Genomic DNA, 17,484 nt, shown 5'->3' on the forward strand with positions numbered 1-17,484 from the left:
AGAGGAAAGGCAGGATATAAAGTTATGGGTAACAGAAACATAAAGATGATAATTGCATATGACGGCAGCAGATATGCCGGATGGCAGAGATTAAAGGAAGAGGGCGGTAAGCGTTCTGTCCAGGCAGTCATAGAAGAAGCCATATCTTTCGTCTTTAACGAACAAATAAAGATAATCGGATCCGGCAGGACAGATAAAGGAGTTCATGCTCTCGGACAAGCAGCAAATTTCTTCTGTAAATGTCAGGCAGAGGTGAAGGATATGAAGAGCAATTTACAGAAAGTACTGCCGGAGGATATTGCTATCCTCTCGTTAGAGGAGGCATCCGAGGACTTTCACAGCAGAAAAAGTGCAATTTCCAAGACCTATGAATACCGGTTTGAAGCCAGTGAAATTCCCTCGGTATTTCTAAGAAAACAGGTATATGCCCTACAAAAAGAGCTGGATATCAATGAGATGGAAAGAGCAGCCGCCTTTCTTATAGGCACACATGATTTTCGGGGGTTTTCTTCAGAGAAAAGGGAGGAGTTCGATACCATTAGAAGAATTGACCGGATTTCTGTCATTGAGGCTGTTTCAAAACAGCATCAACGGGAAATTAAAGAAATAAGACTTCTGATCACCGGCAGCGGCTTCCTTTATAACATGGTAAGAATTATTGCAGGAACGCTTCTGGAGGTCGGAGAACATAAAAGAGCAGCCGAGGATGTAAAAGATATTCTTGCTAGCAGAAAAAGGGATACAGCTGGTATAACATTACCCCCGGAAGGCCTTTATCTAAAAGAAGTAGTGTACCGTAACGGCACATAATACCCGTATATACCTGGAAGCTCATCAATAAATGATGAAAAAAACCATTTAAGCCATTCTGTCGAAAATAAAATTCATGATAAAATAATCCAACAGTGTATAATTTATTCCTTTTGACAAACAATAATAACCATAAGTACCACATTATGAATAGGATGCAAAATGGAGGAATAAAATATGAAAGCAACAGGAATCGTTAGAAGAATAGATGACTTGGGACGTGTGGTAGTGCCGAAGGAAATCCGCCGTACATTAAGAATCAGAGAAGGAGATCCTTTAGAAATCTTCACAGACAGAGAAGGCGAGATCATTCTGAAAAAATATTCTCCCATTGGAGAATTGGGACTATTCGCCAAGCAGTATGCTGATTCCCTTGCCCAGACAACAGGACATGTCATTGCCATATCTGACAAAGACCAGTTTGTGGCAGCCTCCGGCAGTATGAAGAGAGAACTTCTCTCTAAGGCCATAACACCTGAATTGGAACGCGTAATCGAAGACAGAGAGAATCTGCTGGCTTCCAAGGAAGACAAGAATTTCGTGCACATTGTCGCTGATGATGATACAGAATACAGCTATCAGGTAATCTGGCCAATAATTAGTGAAGGCGATGCAATTGGTTCGGTGATACTGCTTACAAAAGACCCTAAAGTAAAATTTGGGGATGTGGAGAATAAACTGGCAAGTACTGCAGCTTACTTTTTAGGAAGACAGATGGAACAGTAAAATTTATATGGCCGGTTAGTATAGAGAGTATGTGATTATTCTTCTATACTGACAGGCCTTATTTTTAAAGTTCAAAAAGAATTTTTTTGTCCAGCAGCAGAAAGGAATAAACTGTTTTGTGAAAGCAGAAGTTATATATTATTATTATTAGTATTCCTATCTGCGTAAAGCTCTTATTGAAAAGCAATTTAGGTTATAATTCTGATATACATTTCGTTCGCTTGAAGCAATTATTCTGCGTATATTTCGGCCTCTGGCTATGGGTTCTGTGAACTGCAGCAAGAAATTTCGTGACAACTATAAACCAATGTGGTAAATTTAGGTCAGGAAATGAGACAGTTTTATGGATGGCAGTTGACTGTAGGATAGCTGAAACATACAAGTGAGAATGAGAAAAGGAGTGAACCATGGATAAAAAGTACACCTTTGATGAATTTATGGATATTATCAGGTATCTTAGAAGCGATAAAGGCTGTCCCTGGGACAGAAAACAGACCCATGAAAGTCTGGAACGATATATGTTGGAGGAAGCTTACGAAAGTGTTGAAGCAATCAGAAACGGCGACCTGGACAACCTATGCGAAGAACTTGGAGATGTACTCCTTCAGATAGCACTTCATGCCTCTATAGCAGAAGAAAAAGGGGAGTTTGGAATTGAGGATATTATTACTGCAGAAAGTGAAAAGATGATAAGACGTCATCCCCATGTATTTGCCGATCAGGAGGTTATTGATGCTGGACAGGTGGTTAAGAACTGGGATGAGATTAAAAAAGAGGAGAAAAATCAAAAAAGTACGGCAGATATTCTCCTAGATATTCCCAAGGCGTTGCCTGCTCTTGTAAGGGCGGAAAAGGCCATAAAGAAGGCCGGAAAAAAGGAAGAGGAGAATTCACCTTCCGAAGTCTTAAAAAGCCTTACAGAGAGCCTGATTCAGCTGGAAAAAGAGGTTGAAAAAGGTAAGAGGGAACATTTGGAAGATAATTTTGAAAATTTACTGTTTCATATAGTAAATTTGTCGGTGATTTTGCATTTAAATGCAGAAAATTCCTTGACAAATGCCACTAATAAGTTTATAAATAGATTTGTAGATATCGAAGGACTTACTCAGAAAAAGCCACAAGTTTAAACGATATAACCAATGCCAGAGGCATTGAAGAAATGAAAATAATCCTAACGGTTATTTTAACAAATATTAATTACTTTAGAGGAGGAGTTAAATCCATGAACAAAGCCGAATTAGTTGCAGCTATTGCAGAGAAAACCGAATTATCCAAGAAGGATTCAGAGAAAGCATTAAAGGCTTTCATTGATGTTGTTACAGAAGAGCTTACAAAAGGTGAGAAAGTACAGTTAGTAGGTTTCGGAACTTTTGAAGTATCTGAAAGACCTGAAAGAACAGGAAGAAATCCTCAGACAAAAGAGGCTATAACAATCGCTGCATCTAAAGCTCCCAAGTTCAAAGCAGGAAAAGCTTTAAAGGATGTTATTAACGCATAGGACGAGTTAATCAAAGGAAGCTGATCAGGAATCGTGTTCACCGTATGGATAAGTGTGCTGCTTAAAGATGGAGGGACAGATTTTGGGACAGCTTCTTTTTTTGACTTAAAATTTATGAAACAGAGAGGTATTTATGAGACTGGATAAATTTCTGAAGGTATCAAGGCTGATTAAGCGAAGAACCATAGCAAATGAAGCGTGTGATGCCGGACGTGTAATGTTAAACGGAAAACCTGCCAAAGCATCGGCCAATGTGAAAGAGGGGGATATCATTGAAATCGGATTTGGCGGTAAGGCAGTTAAGGTTAAGGTGCTTAATGTACAGGAAACAGTGAGAAAAGACGATGCCAAAGACCTGTATGAATATATTGTCTGACACAAAATCAACAAATATAGAACTTGTACGTGGCAACAGCTACGATATAGGAATGAAATGAAAGGTCTTCTAATATACTGAAATAAAGTATATTAGGAGGCCTTTTTATGGAAGAGAAGCAGGGGTTACAGAAATTACATAAGGTCAGTTTAAATGCCAGAAGTCAGGCTATGATAACCGGGGTTAAAGATGTGTTGAGTTTTGATGCCGGAGAAGTACTCTTAGAGACCGAGCAGGGGATCTTAATGATCAGGGGGAATGAACTTCATGTAAACCGTTTGACCCTGGAAAAAGGTGAGGTAGACGTTGACGGGAAGATAGATAGTCTGACCTACTCAGATGCCGGCGGCTATGGAAAGTCCGGAGAGTCCCTGATCAGCAGACTGTTCAAATAAGCAGAACGCTTAAGAAGCATAAGAAATTATATGGGAGCGAAGTAGATGAATAGAGAGATATTGACTGAGCTTGAATTTTTTGGTACCTGTTTGCTCTGGGGTGTTTACCTGTTAGTATTTTATGATGTGTTCCGCATTATCCGGAGAGTATTTCCCAGAGGAGCTATCCTGGTTGGGATAGAGGACTTGCTGTATTGGACAGTCTCAAGCATTCTTATATTTCGCATGATGTATCAGCAGAATAACGGTATTATCAGGGGATTTGCCATTCTTGGTATTTTTCTTGGTATGCTTTTGTATCGCAATTTTTTAAGTGATCCCTTAGTTGATCTGATAGCAGGTTTCTTAAATAAGATCAAGGATACAATTTTTAAGGTTATCGGTCTGCTCTTGAAACCGTTTGTCCTGTTGGGACGCCTGATTGCCAAAGGATTCCGTAAAGTATTCAAACTATTTAAAATTATTTTTGCTAATTTACAAAAATTATTGAAAAAGAATAAAGAATCGAGTAAAATAAGCCTATCTGATAAGGAAAAAGGTGGTTAAATTTGAAGGGGCGGAATCATAGAAGGAAGAAAAGGCGGACAGGCCTGTTTCTGACAGCAGTTATGGTATTGTCTATTTGCGCTATCGTAACTTATAAGCAGCAGTCCTTAGACCTGGCTGAAGCGAAAGCAGATGAGAAAATCGAACAGTTGAACAAACAGATCGAGGATGAGCAACAAAGAGCAGAGGACATAGAAGAAAAGAAAGCTTATGTCAAGACTAAGAAGTTTATTGAAGAAATGGCAAGGGAAAAGTTCAATCTGGTTTACAAGGACGAGATTATTTTCAAATCTGAAGAGTAAGCCTTGACAAAGTACCGGGCAGCGGTTATAATGGTCTTCGTTGCTTTTGGCGAAGTAGCTCAGTTGGCTAGAGCATGCGGTTCATACCCGCAGTGTCGGCGGTTCAAATCCGTCCTTCGCTATTAGATTTTAAGGGATATATCGTTTATGATATATCCTTTTTTTTCGTCTAAGATAAGCCTTTCGCAAGGGGACGGCAAATTGCGCAGAACAGAAAAAACTCATGCTTCGATTCCAAGGCATAAGAATTCCTAATTCTCTGGCTATTTTATGCTGGACATAATCTAAAACTGATAACTCGCTGCGCTCAAACAATCAGTTTTAGATTATAGCACAAAATAGCCAGAGAAAAGGAATTCTAATGCCTTTCCATAGGCGCATTCGTTCTTTCTGTTCTGCACAATTTGCCTGAAATCTATGAGGAGAAGAACAGGAGGTACGTATTCGATTATTTTTGGTAGATACTTGTATTTAAAAGTTATAGTCTAAATTTTTTATGCCTTTACTTCTGGATAGAAAAGCTTTTTGAACTTGTATGATTAACATGAAATTGGTATTATGAAAAAGATGGAAAACCAGGTGGATTAAACCTGAGTTATGGTAGGAGGTAGTTAAATGGATTTTATTATCATACATGGTTCACCAGGTAATGGTAAGACGACGGTTGCTAAGGAAATACATAAACGGTTAGAAGGTCCCTGGTTTGAGTTTGGCTGGATTCCGGAGTTTACAAAGAAGAATCCGTACACTAATATATCGCAAAAAGAAGAGGAGCAGATGTCCTTTGAAAATCTTATATTGGTTTGTAAGAATTATTATAAGCATGGATTTGAAAATGTGTTATTAACAGACCTGGATGATGTAAGGATGCTGGATATCCCTGAGGTTTTTAAGGATTATGATTATGTCATAGTTACACTATATTCTGAAGAGGATGCTGTTATCAAAGAACGTATTTTAACCAGAGATAATGGAAATGAATTTAGGGATTGGGAACAGTCACTGAATACGAACCGCCTGATAAGGAATAGAAGGGCTCTTCCTAATGAATATCTTATACGTTCGGACAACCATACTCCTGAGCAGATAGTAGATATGATTGCCGAAATTCTAAAGAATCATATTAAGACTGAGAGCTTTCACTTGGAGAAGTATGACAGAAGTGAATATTTTACCTATATTGAAGTTTGAAAATTTGTAATGATGTATCGTGAGGTAGCCTTGTTTTTAATATATAAAAATAGCCCGACAAATGGACGGTTCTATAAAATAGATTAGCGATTTGCAGAAAGCAGATTATTAATAACCTTTAAAGCACGCTGTAATTATTAAGATATTTTTTAATGTAAAAACTGATTAGCCCGTCAAAGCCCTTCGCCTGATTTCAGGTGAATTGTACAAAAAAGAAAGAACGAATGCGCCTATGGAAAGGTATTAGAAGTCCTTTTCTCTGAAGATTTTGTGCTATCCTGTAAAACAGATTGTTTGAGCGAAGCGAGTTATCTGTTTTACAGGATGTCCAGCACAAAATATTCAGAGAATTAGGACTTCTTATACCTTGAAATCGAAGCATGAGTTCTTTCTTTTTTGTACAATTCACCGTCCCCTTGACAAGCCCCCCTCTGACGCACTGGCTGACAAACAGTCTTATCATTGCATTATGAAGTGATATTGTTGTAATTAATTACAGCTATTAGCCCGGTAGCCGCCGTTATGTTCAAATACATTCGGAGGTATAGGGGGTATTTTTATGAAGCTGATTTATCTGACCTTAATCTGAATTTCTTAAACGTATTGAACTCTCTCTATTCGATTCTATCAGGCATCTGGCGGTTATCCTGTCAAAAAGTTTTTGTATAGGAAGACTCATTTTTGACAAAGATTTTAGTTGGACATCCCTATAATACAGGACTAAACGGACTGATTGTACAGAATAAGTGCGGTTGAACGGAAATTAGTACGGCTGAATTACTAAGTACAGTTGTATGAAATAAGTATAGCCAAACGATATACGTACAGTTGTAATGAAATACGGCTGAACAAGTACAGCTAATATACGGCAAAGAAATAAGCCGTCAGCAAACAGTCCTTAATTAGAGGGAGGAATTAAATTAGATGAAAGAATTAAATGTTAGGAGAGTACTTGTAAGCTCTCTTGGAATTATTATGGCGCGTTCCGTGTTTATGGGAATAAATCCATTTGCCATGGGGTATCTGGCAGCACTGTATCTGGAGCCTAAGAGTCGGATAATAACGGCGGTGATGGTGGCATTGGGGATAATAACGGCAATGGACAGGGTGGAGATGATAAAATACCTTATAGCCATCCTGGTATTTTCCATCCTGGTTTCCATGGCAGAGTATCGGAATAAGAAACTTTCCGTCTGGGTTATGGGTGGAGTTGCAGGGGGCTCCATTACATTACTGACCTGTTTTTATAGCACCTTAAGCAATGACTTTTTGCATTATGCTGTGCTGGGGCTGGCAGAAGGAATCATTGTATTTGTTTCCTGTCTGATTTTTCGTAAAGGCCTTGGACCAATACTGAATCCGCCCTTAAAAGATGAGACCTTATCCAATGAGGAAATTGTAGGATTGGCTGTTATGGGCGGTGTAATTATATATGGGATACCGGATATGAACTCTCTTGGGTTTTCGTTACCCCTAACCTGCGCTTTGTTTTGTATCCTTCTTATTGGTTTTCGGTACGGAGCCGGGTTTGGTGCAGTAATTGGTGCAGCCTGCGGTATTATAATGGCACTCAGAACCGGAGAACTTAATCAGCTGGGGGTAATGTGTATGCTTGGCATCATCAGCGGAAGTTTTCGTGAAATGGGAAGGATACCGGATTTTCTGGCCTTTACCGGTGGATTTCTGGTACTTGGAGAATTGTATAAAGACAGTAAATTTAACCTGGAAGGGTTTGGCGTATTGATTTCCTGTGCAGTATTATTCTTTTTATTGCCTAAAAGTCTGATATATGGAAAAAATAAAGAAGAAAGAGGAAAAGAAGAGGAGGTATTTGTTCATCAGAACCTGCAGAGTGTTGCCAGAGGAAAACTGAGAGATTTCTCAGAATCCTTCCATAATCTTTCCGCAACCTTTCATTCCATTTCGGAACAGAAGGAGGAGCTTAATAAAGTAGACAAAAGAGAGCTCTTTGACAGATTATCAGAGAAACTCTGCAAGGATTGTGAAAATTGCAGTCTGTGCTGGGAAGGTCATTTTTATGAAACCTATGAAGGGGCTTTCCGTATTATGGAACAGGTAAATGAAAATGGAACCGTATCCTTAAATGAGATACCGGTGGAATTTGCTTCCAGATGCATTTGCCTTGAGAACTTCCTGGAGGAAGCGAAAAAAAGTATTGAAATTGCAAGAATCAATATGATCTGGAGCAATAAGCTTGCACAAAGCAGAGCCGCCATAGCAGAACAGTTGGGTGAGGTGGCGAATATTATTGATGACTTTTCCCTGGACTTATATAAACCTTATGAGGGTGCGGACAGTAAGGAAAGAATCGCTCAGGCTTTGCGCCACAGCCATATCCAGGTGAAAAAGGTTGCTATCTTTGAAAAAAGAGACGGCAAGCAGGAGATTTACCTGACTGCCAAAACCGAAAAAGGCCGATGTATAACAGCGAAAGAGGCAGCAGGGATTATAGGGAAGGCCTGCGGGAAAGCCATCAGACCTTATGATGGCTGCAAGAAAGTAATTTCCAGAGAGATGGAGACTTTCACCTTTGTGGAGGATACGGATTATACTGTATATACAGGGTTTGCCAGAATGAATAAAGACGGAAGTCCGGTATCAGGAGATAATTTCTCTTTTTTGAATCCCGACACCGGAACCTTTATGATGAGTCTGGCCGATGGAATGGGTTCCGGACCGGATGCCTGTGAGGAAAGCGAATCGGTAATCGAACTTTTGGAACAATTTATGGAGGCTGGTTTTCGTAAGGAATCCGCTATCAAGCTGATCAACTCCATTTTGGTGCTCAGAGATAAGGCAGAGAGCTTTTCCACCATTGATTTGTCCATTATTAATCTCTATACCGGCTTTTGTGATTTCATTAAGATGGGAGCTGCTTCAACCTTCCTTAAGAAGTCCGGAGAAGTTGAGGTCATACATTCCAATGCGCTGCCGGCAGGGGTGGTGCATAGAGCGGATTATGAAATCGTCACCAGAAAGCTTTATGACGGTGAATTTGTTATCATGGCTACGGATGGGGTTGTGGACTGTATTACTGGAGACGAGAAGGAGGAGACTATCATTCAATTTATTCAGGAGCTTAAGACAAACAATCCCAAGGAGATGGCAAATGCAATACTTAATATGGCCCTTGAACATAACGGCTGGGTGCCTGCAGATGATATGACCGTGTTGGTTGCGGGCTTTTGGAGCAAGACTTGATATTTCTTAATGTTTAAGTTACAATAAAAAAAATCAGTATATTTAGGGTGCAGTAAGTATTCAGACACACCATAACAAATGAATAATCAGTCATAAAAGAAAAACCTGAGTTGGAGTTATTCATGATTAATAAGATAAAACAGTATATTAGTAAATATAACATGCTTGAAAAGGGAGACCAGATTATTGTCGGAGTTTCCGGCGGAGCGGATTCGGTCTGCCTTTTTCATGTGCTTACAGAGTTGTCTGAAAGCTACGGGCTGACCCTTTTTGTGATTCATGTAAATCACGGTATAAGAGGGGAAGAAGCTGACAGGGACGAAGAATTTGTCAGAAGCCTGTGCAAAGAGAGGGGAGTGTCCTTTACGGCGGTCTGTAAAGACATCCCTTTCATGGCAAAGGCTCAGGGCTTATCTCTTGAAGAAGCAGGCAGGATAACGCGATATGAGGTTTTTAATCAGTATCTTAATGCATATAAGTGTAATAAAATTGCAATTGCACATAATAAAAATGATAATGCAGAAACAATACTCTTTAATCTGTTCAGGGGCAGCGCCTTAACCGGGCTTACAGGAATCAATCCGGTAAGGGACAATATCATAAGACCCCTCTTATGCCTTGAAAGACAGGAAATTGAGGCTTATCTAAGCAATCGAAGTGCTGGTTATCTGGATGATTCCACGAACTTTACCCTGGACTATACCAGAAATAAGATACGCCATGGTATTCTTAAAAATGCCGCAGAGGTCAATAAGCAGGCAATAAGCCATATCAGCCGGGCAGGAGACAGTCTGATGGAAGTAGGAGCCTTTGTTGAGAAAATGACTCTTAAGGCCATGGAAAGAGTGCTGGTCAGGGGAGATAATGTAAGAAGGAATCTTCCAAAAAAAGATGTGTACTCTTCGGACAATAATACTGAGATAAAAGAAGCGGCACTTCAAGGAAAGGTACAGCTTTTAACAGAGGAGCTTATAAAGGAAGACATTGTTATACAGAAAGAGCTGGTGCGAAAAGCCCTTTCTTTTCTTAGTGGCAGCTTAAAGGATCTGGAAGCTGTTCATGTTACGGCAGTGTTAGACCTTGTCAGCAAGCAGACAGGAAAACGGGTGAATCTTCCCTATGGAATAACGGCAGTAAAGGAGTATAATCATATTTCCTTTGTAAAAGATAAGAAGAACAGCAGCTGTATTGATACATCTCCGCCTGAAAATGAGCTTGTACAGGAGCTTAATATACCTGGCAGAACTCCTTTGCCGGACAGGGAAATTAGTCTGATAACAGAAGTTATGAATTATAAAAAAAATATGATAATTCCACAAAATCTCTATACGAAATGGTTTGACTATGATAAAATTAAGGATACTGTGTTAATCCGTAGGAGAAAACAGGGCGATTACCTTTGTATTGATGCAAGAGGAAGCACAAAAAAATTAAAAGCCTATTTTATTGATGAAAAAGTACCAAGGCAGATAAGAGATGTCCAGCCTTTGTTAGCAGACGGCTCCCATATTGTATGGGTAATCGGCGGCAGAATCAGTGAAGCCTATAAGGTGGATGAGAATACAAAGCGGATACTTCAGATAAAATTAACGGAGGAAAAAGAAAATGAATGAAAATATCAAAGTATTAATATCACAAGAAGAGGTAGATAAGAAGATTCGCAGTCTGGGAGAGCAGATCAGCAAGGATTATGCGGGAAAAGAACTGCATCTTATTTGTGTTTTAAAGGGAGGGGTATTTATTACCTGTGAATTGGCTAAGAATATAGATGTTCCCCTGTCTCTGGACTTTATGTCCGTATCTAGTTACGGAGATGGCTTTGTAAGCTCAGGAAGAGTAAAGATCATAAAAGACCTGGACGATTCCATAGAAGATAAAGAAGTACTTATTGTAGAGGATATCATTGATTCCGGTAATACGCTGAAATATCTGGTAGATCTTTTATACAGCAGAAAGCCTAAGAGTATAAAAATATGTACCTTGCTGGATAAACCGGACAGAAGAACTGCAGAAGTGAACGTAGATTACGTAGGATTTCAGATACCCGATGAATTTGTGGTAGGATATGGGCTGGATTATACCCAAAAATATAGAAACCTGCCCTATATCGGAGTGATTGAGCAATAGAAAGGAGGTCTGTCTGTGAAGAGACAACTGAAAGGATATGGAGCTTATCTCATTATCCTTGGAATTATTTTGGTCTTATCCCTTGTCCACCAGAATATAAGGAACAATCAAAGCGATCAGTACGAGTACAACAACTTTTTGGAGGATGTATCAAAAAGTAATATAACCGATGTTAAGATCTATCAGAATCAGGAACCACCGACGGGAAGGGTTATCGTTACGTTGAAGGATAAGAACGTAAAGAAATTCTATGTACCGGATGTCAAAGAGGTAAGGGATCTTGCGGTTGCAAATTCCGATAAATTTACACATCAGTTTTATGATGTGGCAAAACCTAACTGGTTCCTGACACTGCTGCCTTATCTGTTAGGGTTTGTAGTTATAATATTACTATTTTCCTATATGTCCAATCAAGCTGCCGGAGGCGGCGGAGGCGGCAGTAAGGTTATGAACTTTGGCAAGAGCCGGGCGAAAATGACCACTGACGAGAATAAGAAGACTACATTTAAGAATGTAGCAGGGCTTGAGGAAGAGAAAGAAGAGCTTCAGGAAATCGTAGATTTCCTAAAAACACCCAAGAAATATACCCAGGTGGGAGCAAGAATTCCCAAAGGCGTACTTTTAGAAGGACCTCCCGGAACCGGTAAGACCCTTCTTGCAAAAGCGGTAGCAGGAGAAGCAGGGGTACCTTTCTTTAGTATCTCAGGTTCTGATTTTGTTGAGATGTTTGTTGGTGTTGGTGCCTCCAGAGTAAGAGATTTGTTTGAGGACGCCAAGAAACACTCCCCTTGTATTATCTTTATTGATGAGATCGATGCCGTTGCCAGAAGAAGAGGAACCGGAATGGGCGGCGGACATGATGAAAGAGAGCAGACTTTAAATCAGCTGTTAGTAGAGATGGATGGTTTTGGTGTCAATGAAGGTATTATTGTCATGGCTGCCACTAACCGTGTGGATATTCTGGATCCTGCCATTTTAAGACCTGGACGTTTTGACCGTAAGGTATTAGTGGGAAGACCGGATGTAAAAGGCAGAGAAGAAATTCTCCAGGTACACGCAAAAGGTAAACCCTTAGGTGAGGATGTAGACTTAAAGAGGATAGCCCAGACCACTGCCGGTTTCACCGGTGCTGATCTTGAAAATCTCTTAAATGAAGCTGCGATCAGCGCAGCCAAAGATAACCGCTCTTACATTGTTCATGAGGATATCAATAAATCCTTTATCAAAGTAGGTATCGGTACGGAGAAAAAAAGCAAGGTTATTTCTGATAAAGAAAAGAGGATCACCGCTTATCACGAAGCAGGGCATGCTATTCTCTTCCATCTTCTCCCCGATGTGGGGCCTGTATATACTGTGTCTATCATTCCAACTGGAAATGGTGCGGCAGGTTATACCATGCCTTTACCGGAAAAGGATGAGATGTTCCATACAAAGGGTGGCATGAAGCAGGATATTATTGTAGGTCTTGGAGGCCGTGCGGCAGAAGAGCTGATATTTGATGATATCACCACCGGGGCTTCTTCGGATATTAAGATGGCAACAAAGACTGCCAGAGCCATGATAACAAAATATGGTTTCTCCTCCAATGTAGGTATGGTTAATTATGACAGTGATGATGACGAAGTGTTTATCGGAAGAGATCTGGCACATACCAGAAGCTACAGTGAGAATGTTGCCAGAATCATAGATGATGAAGTGAAAGGGATGATTGACAACTGTTACAGTGAAGCCAAGAGATTCCTTACAGAATATATGGATGTACTTCACAGCTGCGCGAAACTCTTAATCGAGAAAGAGCGAATTAATCGTGAAGAATTTGAAGCCCTGTTCCTGCACAGAGGAGATGGTTCCAATCTTACCCAAAATGAAGGCGGTAATACACCAATTTTAGAGGTCTAAGGGCAGGTTACAAAAAAAGACTGCAAAATATAAGGTTTTTATATAATATTTTCGGGGGCTGTAAAAGCTAAAATGAGGTGAGTGATAAAAACAGACAAAAAAATTTTTTAAAACTTTTTAAGTTTGTGCACACTTTTTGAATATATGGTGATATACTAATACTCGTAAACCCCAATACATTATATAGTTTTTGCTACACCCCATAAGTAACAAAATACCTTCTCCAAGAAAAGGACAGCATCGATGGCTGTCCTTTTCTTTGTCCAAAAATAGTTATAATTTCTGGTTGCTATTTTTGAACGTATGCTTTAATATACATTATCAGAGACAAATATTTCGGAAAGTTTCGTAAAATAAAAAGCAGAATTCAGAGTGCTGGCAATATGCCCTGATAAAAGGAAAGGTTTGTTTGATATATATGATAAATAAAAATGCGCTGTACAGTGACGGAACGATTGATTACAGAAACCCCATGGAACCCAATGAATTTGAGAAGGTAGTAATACGATTACGAACTCAAAAGGGTGAATTAAGCGTTTTCATGCATTTCTCCGGAAATACGCAGGAATTTTCAGCTGTTAAGATGGATAGAACCCACAGTGATATATATTTTGATTATTATGAAAGCGTTATTGCGTTAGAGAACTATGTGGTTAATTATTACTTTGAAATATCAGATGGTGAGCAGACCTGCTATTACAACCGGGCAGGAGGAACCGATAAGCTTCAGGAGAAGTTCCATTTTACCTTAACTCCTGGATTTCATACACCGGATTGGGCAAAAGGTGCGGTTATGTATCAGATCTATGTGGACCGCTTTTATAACGGAGATACTGGCAATGATGTTACCGATAGGGAGTATTATTATGTAGGGGACTGTGTGACAAAGGCAGAGGACTGGTATCAATATCCGGCATCTGTAGGCATCAGGGAATTTTATGGAGGCGACCTGTTAGGCGTTATTAAGAAAATGGATTATCTGAAAGACCTTGGTGTGGAAGTAATCTATTTGAATCCGGTGTTCGTTTCCCCCTCCAATCACAAATATGATACCCAGGACTATGACTATGTAGACCCGCATCTGGGAGTTGTTGTAGAAGACAGTGAAGAGGCGCTGCCAGAAGGAGTATACGACAACCGTAGGGCAAACCGTTACAAAAAAAGGGTTACAAGCAGGATCAATCTTGAGAAAAGCAATGAGCTTCTTGTAAAGCTTGTGGAAACTGCACATGAAAAAGGTATGAAGGTAATATTAGACGGAGTCTTCAATCACTGCGGTTCTTTTCACAAATGGCTGGACAGAGAAGGTATTTATGAAGGAGAAGAGGACTTTAAACCCGGTGCATATTGGGAGAAGACCAGCCCATATAGGGATTATTTTAATTTTAAAGAGGATAAATGGCCTGGTAACGGCAGTTATGATGGCTGGTGGGGGTATGAGACCTTGCCTAAGTTAAATTATGAGGGTTCCCGTAAGCTCTATGATGAAATTCTAAAGATAGGAGCTAAATGGGTATCACCACCTTTTAATTGTGACGGCTGGAGGCTTGACGTAGCTGCAGATTTAGGTCTGACCAGAGAGTTTAACCATCAATTCTGGAAGGACTTTAGAAAGGCAGTAAAAACAGCTAATCCGGAGGCGGTTATCCTGGCAGAGCATTACGGCGATTCAAAGGAATGGCTTTTAGGAGAAGAATGGGATACTGTAATGAATTACGATGCTTTTATGGAGCCGCTTACCTGGTTCCTTACAGGTATGGAAAAGCACAGTGATTCCTATGAGGAATCTCTGTACAATTCGGGAGCTGCTTTCGAAGGTCTGATGAAAAATGCTATGGTTGGTATGCAGACCACCTCCTTGCTGACCGCCATGAATGAACTCTCCAATCACGATCATTCCAGATTCTTAACCAGAACCAACAAAAGGGTTGGCAGAACGGCAACGGCAGGACCTCAGGCTGCGGATAATGGCATAGATCTTGGCGTGTTCCGGGAGGCGGTAACGGTACAGATGACCTGGCCTGGGGCACCTACTATCTACTATGGCGATGAAGCCGGCTTATGCGGCTGGACGGATCCGGATAACCGAAGAAGTTATCCCTGGGGAAGAGAAGACCAGGAGCTGATTCAATTCCATAAGGATATTATTAATATTCATAAAACCTATGATACCTTAAAAACCGGCTCCCATCTGATGCTGCATGCTGATTATGGCTATTTGTGTTATGGAAGATTTGACAAGAAAGATAAATTTATTATTGCCTTAAATAATACAGAAGCGCAAATGGAGGTGGAGATTGAAGCCTGGCGTATAGGGATTGAGGATAAGGAAACACTAGCAAGGCTGCTATTAACAACCAGAGATGGCTATTGTCTGGATTCAGAAATGTATTATACCGATGGAGGAGTTTTAAAGCTAACGCTTCCTCCGGCGGCTTCGGTTATCATAAAGAATTTCTTCCAGGCATAAGTGTATTTTTATTATTTTTTGAATTTTATAAAAAACTTGTACAAAAGCACTTGAAATCTATTTGTGACTGTGTTATAATCTAACCTTGTCAGAAAGATTTTAGATGCCGGCGTGGCGGAACTGGCAGACGCACAGGACTTAAAATCCTGCGGGCCTAATCGCCCGTACCGGTTCGATTCCGGTCGCCGGCATGGTTTTTAAAATCTCATAATAGATTTGCGGGTGTAGTTCAATGGTAGAACACTAGCCTTCCAAGCTAGATACGTGGGTTCGATTCCCATCACCCGCTTTTTTCATGCCCATTTTTCCAAATGTCACCTTGGCAGTCTTTGCTAAGGGAAGTGATGGAATGTAGTAAATTTATAAGTTTAAGTAAAAAAACCGAGCATACTAATTTTCAACCGAATGAAATGCGCTGACAGCTAACAGCTCATGCGCTATTAATCAGAAAGGATGAAAAAGGTATGCTTAAAATAAATAACACGTTAAAATATATTCTTTTTTTCTTTGTGGGAGGTTTCATCTATTGTGGCATTGAGACCTTATTCAGAGGTTATTCCCACATCTCCATGCTCATTGCAGGTGGCATCTGTTTTCTTATAATCGATTTTATTAATCAGAAATACGGTCATGAAATTCCTCTTCCGGGAAAAATGTTTCTTGCTTCTCTGGCAATAACGGCAGTGGAGCTGGTTGCGGGAATAATCGTTAATCTGTGGATGAACCTCAATGTCTGGGATTATTCAGAGATTCCCTTAAATGCCTGGGGGCAGATATGTCCTTTGTTCAGCCTGGTATGGTTTGTACTGGCAGCGCCGGCTATCTGGCTGGATAATCAGCTTAGAGGATTTCTGGCAGGAAATAATGTGAGGGCGTAAAGACTCTGAGGTAAAGCATATATATTGCAGTACGGGAGGTTTTGGGGGCGGACGATAATTCGAGGTTCTGTTTATACGTTTTGTTCTTCGAGAATCCTATTCCACTAAAGCGGCAGGAACTGTTCCTGGCAGGTAAAATTAAACCAAACTCGCTGGTAGTTTGTCTCAGTGTAAGCTGTTGTGCTCAAACAGTGGTTTAATTTAACCTAGTCACAGTTTCTGCCGCTTAAGTGGAATAAGGATTCTCTCAATACAAAACTACTAAACAGAACCTCAAATTATCTGTTTTTTGATCATAACCTTTCAGTTTGCTGGTATTGATGTATGGAATTATGATTTTGGATATTGCGGTCTTTACATGCTGAGGTATATGAGAAGAGGTAGGGTTTTGAGAGAATGACATCCAGATTGTGAAACGCCAAGGATTTTAAGTATTATGGTAATAGTAGCTGATGATAAAATTTCTTGAAGTATCTGTGTCAAAGACTTTAGGGGGATGAATCAATCTACTTTATGAGAAGCTGATGGATTTTTGTTATAATAAATGTATCCTTAATATAATACAGTTCATGATTCTAATGAGCGATTAATAATTTTGCTTCATCAGTTGGGTAATTACCAAAACCGCCACTTTCGATTTCACTTATTTATCATTATTATTATAATTTTACACCTGCAATATCTGTTGAGTGATGTTTAGCCTTATTTCAGTCGATAAAACTTGTTTCTTATGATACTGATAATACTGAACTGCATTCAACATAAACGTTTGTAAAAGTTTTGACCCTGATTTTTTCCATAAGTACAAAATCTCTATCCTGTTATTTCTTACGGTGCTGATAATACTGAACTGTACTCAGCTTAAACTGCTAAAGTTTTTGACACCTAAATTTTCCATAAGTACGTAATCTCTATCGTGTTATATCTATACATAGGATTTTCTAATTAACTTTTACTACTTAGACTCAGGCATCAAAAGCATAATCTTGAAAACAACCAGATGAGTTTGGCTTATATTCCTCCATCTCCATTGAAGGGTTCCTA

15 protein-coding genes and 3 tRNA genes are annotated in these 17,484 nt (G+C 39.8%); all 18 read left to right on the forward strand.

All coding sequences use genetic code 11. The annotated features are described in order from the left end of the window. Positions 1 to 24 precede the first annotated feature (24 nt). The 18 genes from truA to R2R35_RS13345 all read left to right on the forward strand — a co-directional run bounded on the left by truA (position 25) and on the right by R2R35_RS13345 (position 16,440). Positions 25 to 810 carry a tRNA pseudouridine(38-40) synthase TruA gene (gene truA / locus R2R35_RS13260; RefSeq protein ID WP_317730298.1) on the forward strand — a complete coding sequence of 262 codons (786 nt, stop codon included), beginning with the start codon at positions 25 to 27 and terminating at the stop codon, positions 808 to 810. A gap of 177 nt (positions 811 to 987) precedes the next feature. Further along, positions 988 to 1,536 (forward strand): stage V sporulation protein T, encoded by a 549-nt coding sequence (spoVT, locus tag R2R35_RS13265; protein ID WP_317730299.1) that lies wholly within the window; start codon positions 988 to 990, stop codon positions 1,534 to 1,536. A 407-nt stretch (positions 1,537 to 1,943) separates the two neighbouring features. Beyond that, positions 1,944 to 2,663 (forward strand): nucleoside triphosphate pyrophosphohydrolase, encoded by a 720-nt coding sequence (mazG, locus tag R2R35_RS13270; RefSeq protein ID WP_317730300.1) that lies wholly within the window; start codon positions 1,944 to 1,946, stop codon positions 2,661 to 2,663. Between the two features lie 95 nt (positions 2,664 to 2,758). Continuing rightward, positions 2,759 to 3,034, forward strand: a complete 276-nt coding sequence (locus R2R35_RS13275; protein ID WP_033164013.1) for an HU family DNA-binding protein — start codon at positions 2,759 to 2,761, stop codon at positions 3,032 to 3,034. A 133-nt stretch (positions 3,035 to 3,167) separates the two neighbouring features. Next, the gene (locus tag R2R35_RS13280; RefSeq protein ID WP_033164012.1) at positions 3,168 to 3,410 is read left to right on the forward strand and encodes an RNA-binding S4 domain-containing protein; all 243 of its coding nucleotides are present in this window, start codon (positions 3,168 to 3,170) and stop codon (positions 3,408 to 3,410) included. Positions 3,411 to 3,517: 107 nt separating this feature from the next. After that, positions 3,518 to 3,805: a sporulation protein YabP gene (yabP, locus tag R2R35_RS13285; protein ID WP_033164011.1), complete on the forward strand. Its 288-nt coding sequence runs from the start codon at positions 3,518 to 3,520 to the stop codon at positions 3,803 to 3,805. Positions 3,806 to 3,850: 45 nt separating this feature from the next. Next, complete coding sequence (gene yabQ / locus R2R35_RS13290) at positions 3,851 to 4,351, forward strand: spore cortex biosynthesis protein YabQ (RefSeq protein WP_317730301.1); 501 nt, start codon at positions 3,851 to 3,853, stop codon at positions 4,349 to 4,351. Between the two features lie 2 nt (positions 4,352 to 4,353). Then, positions 4,354 to 4,653 (forward strand): FtsB family cell division protein, encoded by a 300-nt coding sequence (locus R2R35_RS13295; RefSeq protein WP_317730302.1) that lies wholly within the window; start codon positions 4,354 to 4,356, stop codon positions 4,651 to 4,653. Between the two features lie 48 nt (positions 4,654 to 4,701). Beyond that, a tRNA-Met gene (locus R2R35_RS13300) sits at positions 4,702 to 4,775 on the forward strand. A 493-nt stretch (positions 4,776 to 5,268) separates the two neighbouring features. After that, complete coding sequence (locus R2R35_RS13305; RefSeq protein ID WP_317730303.1) at positions 5,269 to 5,844, forward strand: hypothetical protein; 576 nt, start codon at positions 5,269 to 5,271, stop codon at positions 5,842 to 5,844. A 924-nt stretch (positions 5,845 to 6,768) separates the two neighbouring features. Continuing rightward, the gene (gene spoIIE, locus R2R35_RS13310; RefSeq protein WP_317730304.1) at positions 6,769 to 9,066 is read left to right on the forward strand and encodes a stage II sporulation protein E; all 2,298 of its coding nucleotides are present in this window, start codon (positions 6,769 to 6,771) and stop codon (positions 9,064 to 9,066) included. A 122-nt stretch (positions 9,067 to 9,188) separates the two neighbouring features. Further along, the gene (gene tilS, locus R2R35_RS13315) at positions 9,189 to 10,679 is read left to right on the forward strand and encodes a tRNA lysidine(34) synthetase TilS (RefSeq protein ID WP_317730305.1); all 1,491 of its coding nucleotides are present in this window, start codon (positions 9,189 to 9,191) and stop codon (positions 10,677 to 10,679) included. Continuing rightward, the gene (hpt, locus tag R2R35_RS13320; RefSeq protein WP_317730306.1) at positions 10,672 to 11,193 is read left to right on the forward strand and encodes a hypoxanthine phosphoribosyltransferase; all 522 of its coding nucleotides are present in this window, start codon (positions 10,672 to 10,674) and stop codon (positions 11,191 to 11,193) included. The genes tilS and hpt overlap by 8 nt, the downstream gene beginning before the upstream one ends. Positions 11,194 to 11,208: 15 nt before the next feature. Next, positions 11,209 to 13,092: an ATP-dependent zinc metalloprotease FtsH gene (gene ftsH, locus R2R35_RS13325; protein WP_317730307.1), complete on the forward strand. Its 1,884-nt coding sequence runs from the start codon at positions 11,209 to 11,211 to the stop codon at positions 13,090 to 13,092. Positions 13,093 to 13,510: 418 nt separating this feature from the next. Next, positions 13,511 to 15,562, forward strand: coding sequence for a glycoside hydrolase family 13 protein (locus R2R35_RS13330; RefSeq protein WP_317734793.1), 2,052 nt, complete (start codon positions 13,511 to 13,513; stop codon positions 15,560 to 15,562). A gap of 105 nt (positions 15,563 to 15,667) precedes the next feature. After that, positions 15,668 to 15,753, forward strand: a tRNA-Leu gene (locus R2R35_RS13335). Between the two features lie 27 nt (positions 15,754 to 15,780). Further along, positions 15,781 to 15,851: transfer RNA gene (locus R2R35_RS13340), tRNA-Gly, on the forward strand. 175 nt (positions 15,852 to 16,026) lie between these two features. Beyond that, positions 16,027 to 16,440: a putative ABC transporter permease gene (locus R2R35_RS13345; protein ID WP_317730308.1), complete on the forward strand. Its 414-nt coding sequence runs from the start codon at positions 16,027 to 16,029 to the stop codon at positions 16,438 to 16,440. The last annotated feature ends 1,044 nt before the right edge of the window (positions 16,441 to 17,484 follow it).

Origin of the sequence: Anaerocolumna sp. AGMB13020, from assembly GCF_033100115.1 — a bacterium.
GTDB lineage: Bacteria > Bacillota > Clostridia > Lachnospirales > Lachnospiraceae > Anaerocolumna.

Excerpts from the sequence above, each read along its gene's own strand:
- yabQ (WP_317730301.1), top strand. The coding sequence starts at position 3,851 with ATGAATAGAGAGATATTGACTGAGCTTGAATTTTTTGGTACCTGTTTG.
- mazG (WP_317730300.1), top strand. The coding sequence starts at position 1,944 with ATGGATAAAAAGTACACCTTTGATGAATTTATGGATATTATCAGGTAT.
- spoIIE (WP_317730304.1), top strand. The coding sequence starts at position 6,769 with ATGAAAGAATTAAATGTTAGGAGAGTACTTGTAAGCTCTCTTGGAATT.
- tilS (WP_317730305.1), top strand. The coding sequence starts at position 9,189 with ATGATTAATAAGATAAAACAGTATATTAGTAAATATAACATGCTTGAA.
- R2R35_RS13305 (WP_317730303.1), top strand. The coding sequence starts at position 5,269 with ATGGATTTTATTATCATACATGGTTCACCAGGTAATGGTAAGACGACG.
- yabP (WP_033164011.1), top strand. The coding sequence starts at position 3,518 with ATGGAAGAGAAGCAGGGGTTACAGAAATTACATAAGGTCAGTTTAAAT.
- spoVT (WP_317730299.1), top strand. The coding sequence starts at position 988 with ATGAAAGCAACAGGAATCGTTAGAAGAATAGATGACTTGGGACGTGTG.
- R2R35_RS13330 (WP_317734793.1), top strand. The coding sequence starts at position 13,511 with ATGATAAATAAAAATGCGCTGTACAGTGACGGAACGATTGATTACAGA.
- R2R35_RS13345 (WP_317730308.1), top strand. The coding sequence starts at position 16,027 with ATGCTTAAAATAAATAACACGTTAAAATATATTCTTTTTTTCTTTGTG.
- R2R35_RS13280 (WP_033164012.1), top strand. The coding sequence starts at position 3,168 with ATGAGACTGGATAAATTTCTGAAGGTATCAAGGCTGATTAAGCGAAGA.
- hpt (WP_317730306.1), top strand. The coding sequence starts at position 10,672 with ATGAATGAAAATATCAAAGTATTAATATCACAAGAAGAGGTAGATAAG.
- R2R35_RS13275 (WP_033164013.1), top strand. The coding sequence starts at position 2,759 with ATGAACAAAGCCGAATTAGTTGCAGCTATTGCAGAGAAAACCGAATTA.
- truA (WP_317730298.1), top strand. The coding sequence starts at position 25 with ATGGGTAACAGAAACATAAAGATGATAATTGCATATGACGGCAGCAGA.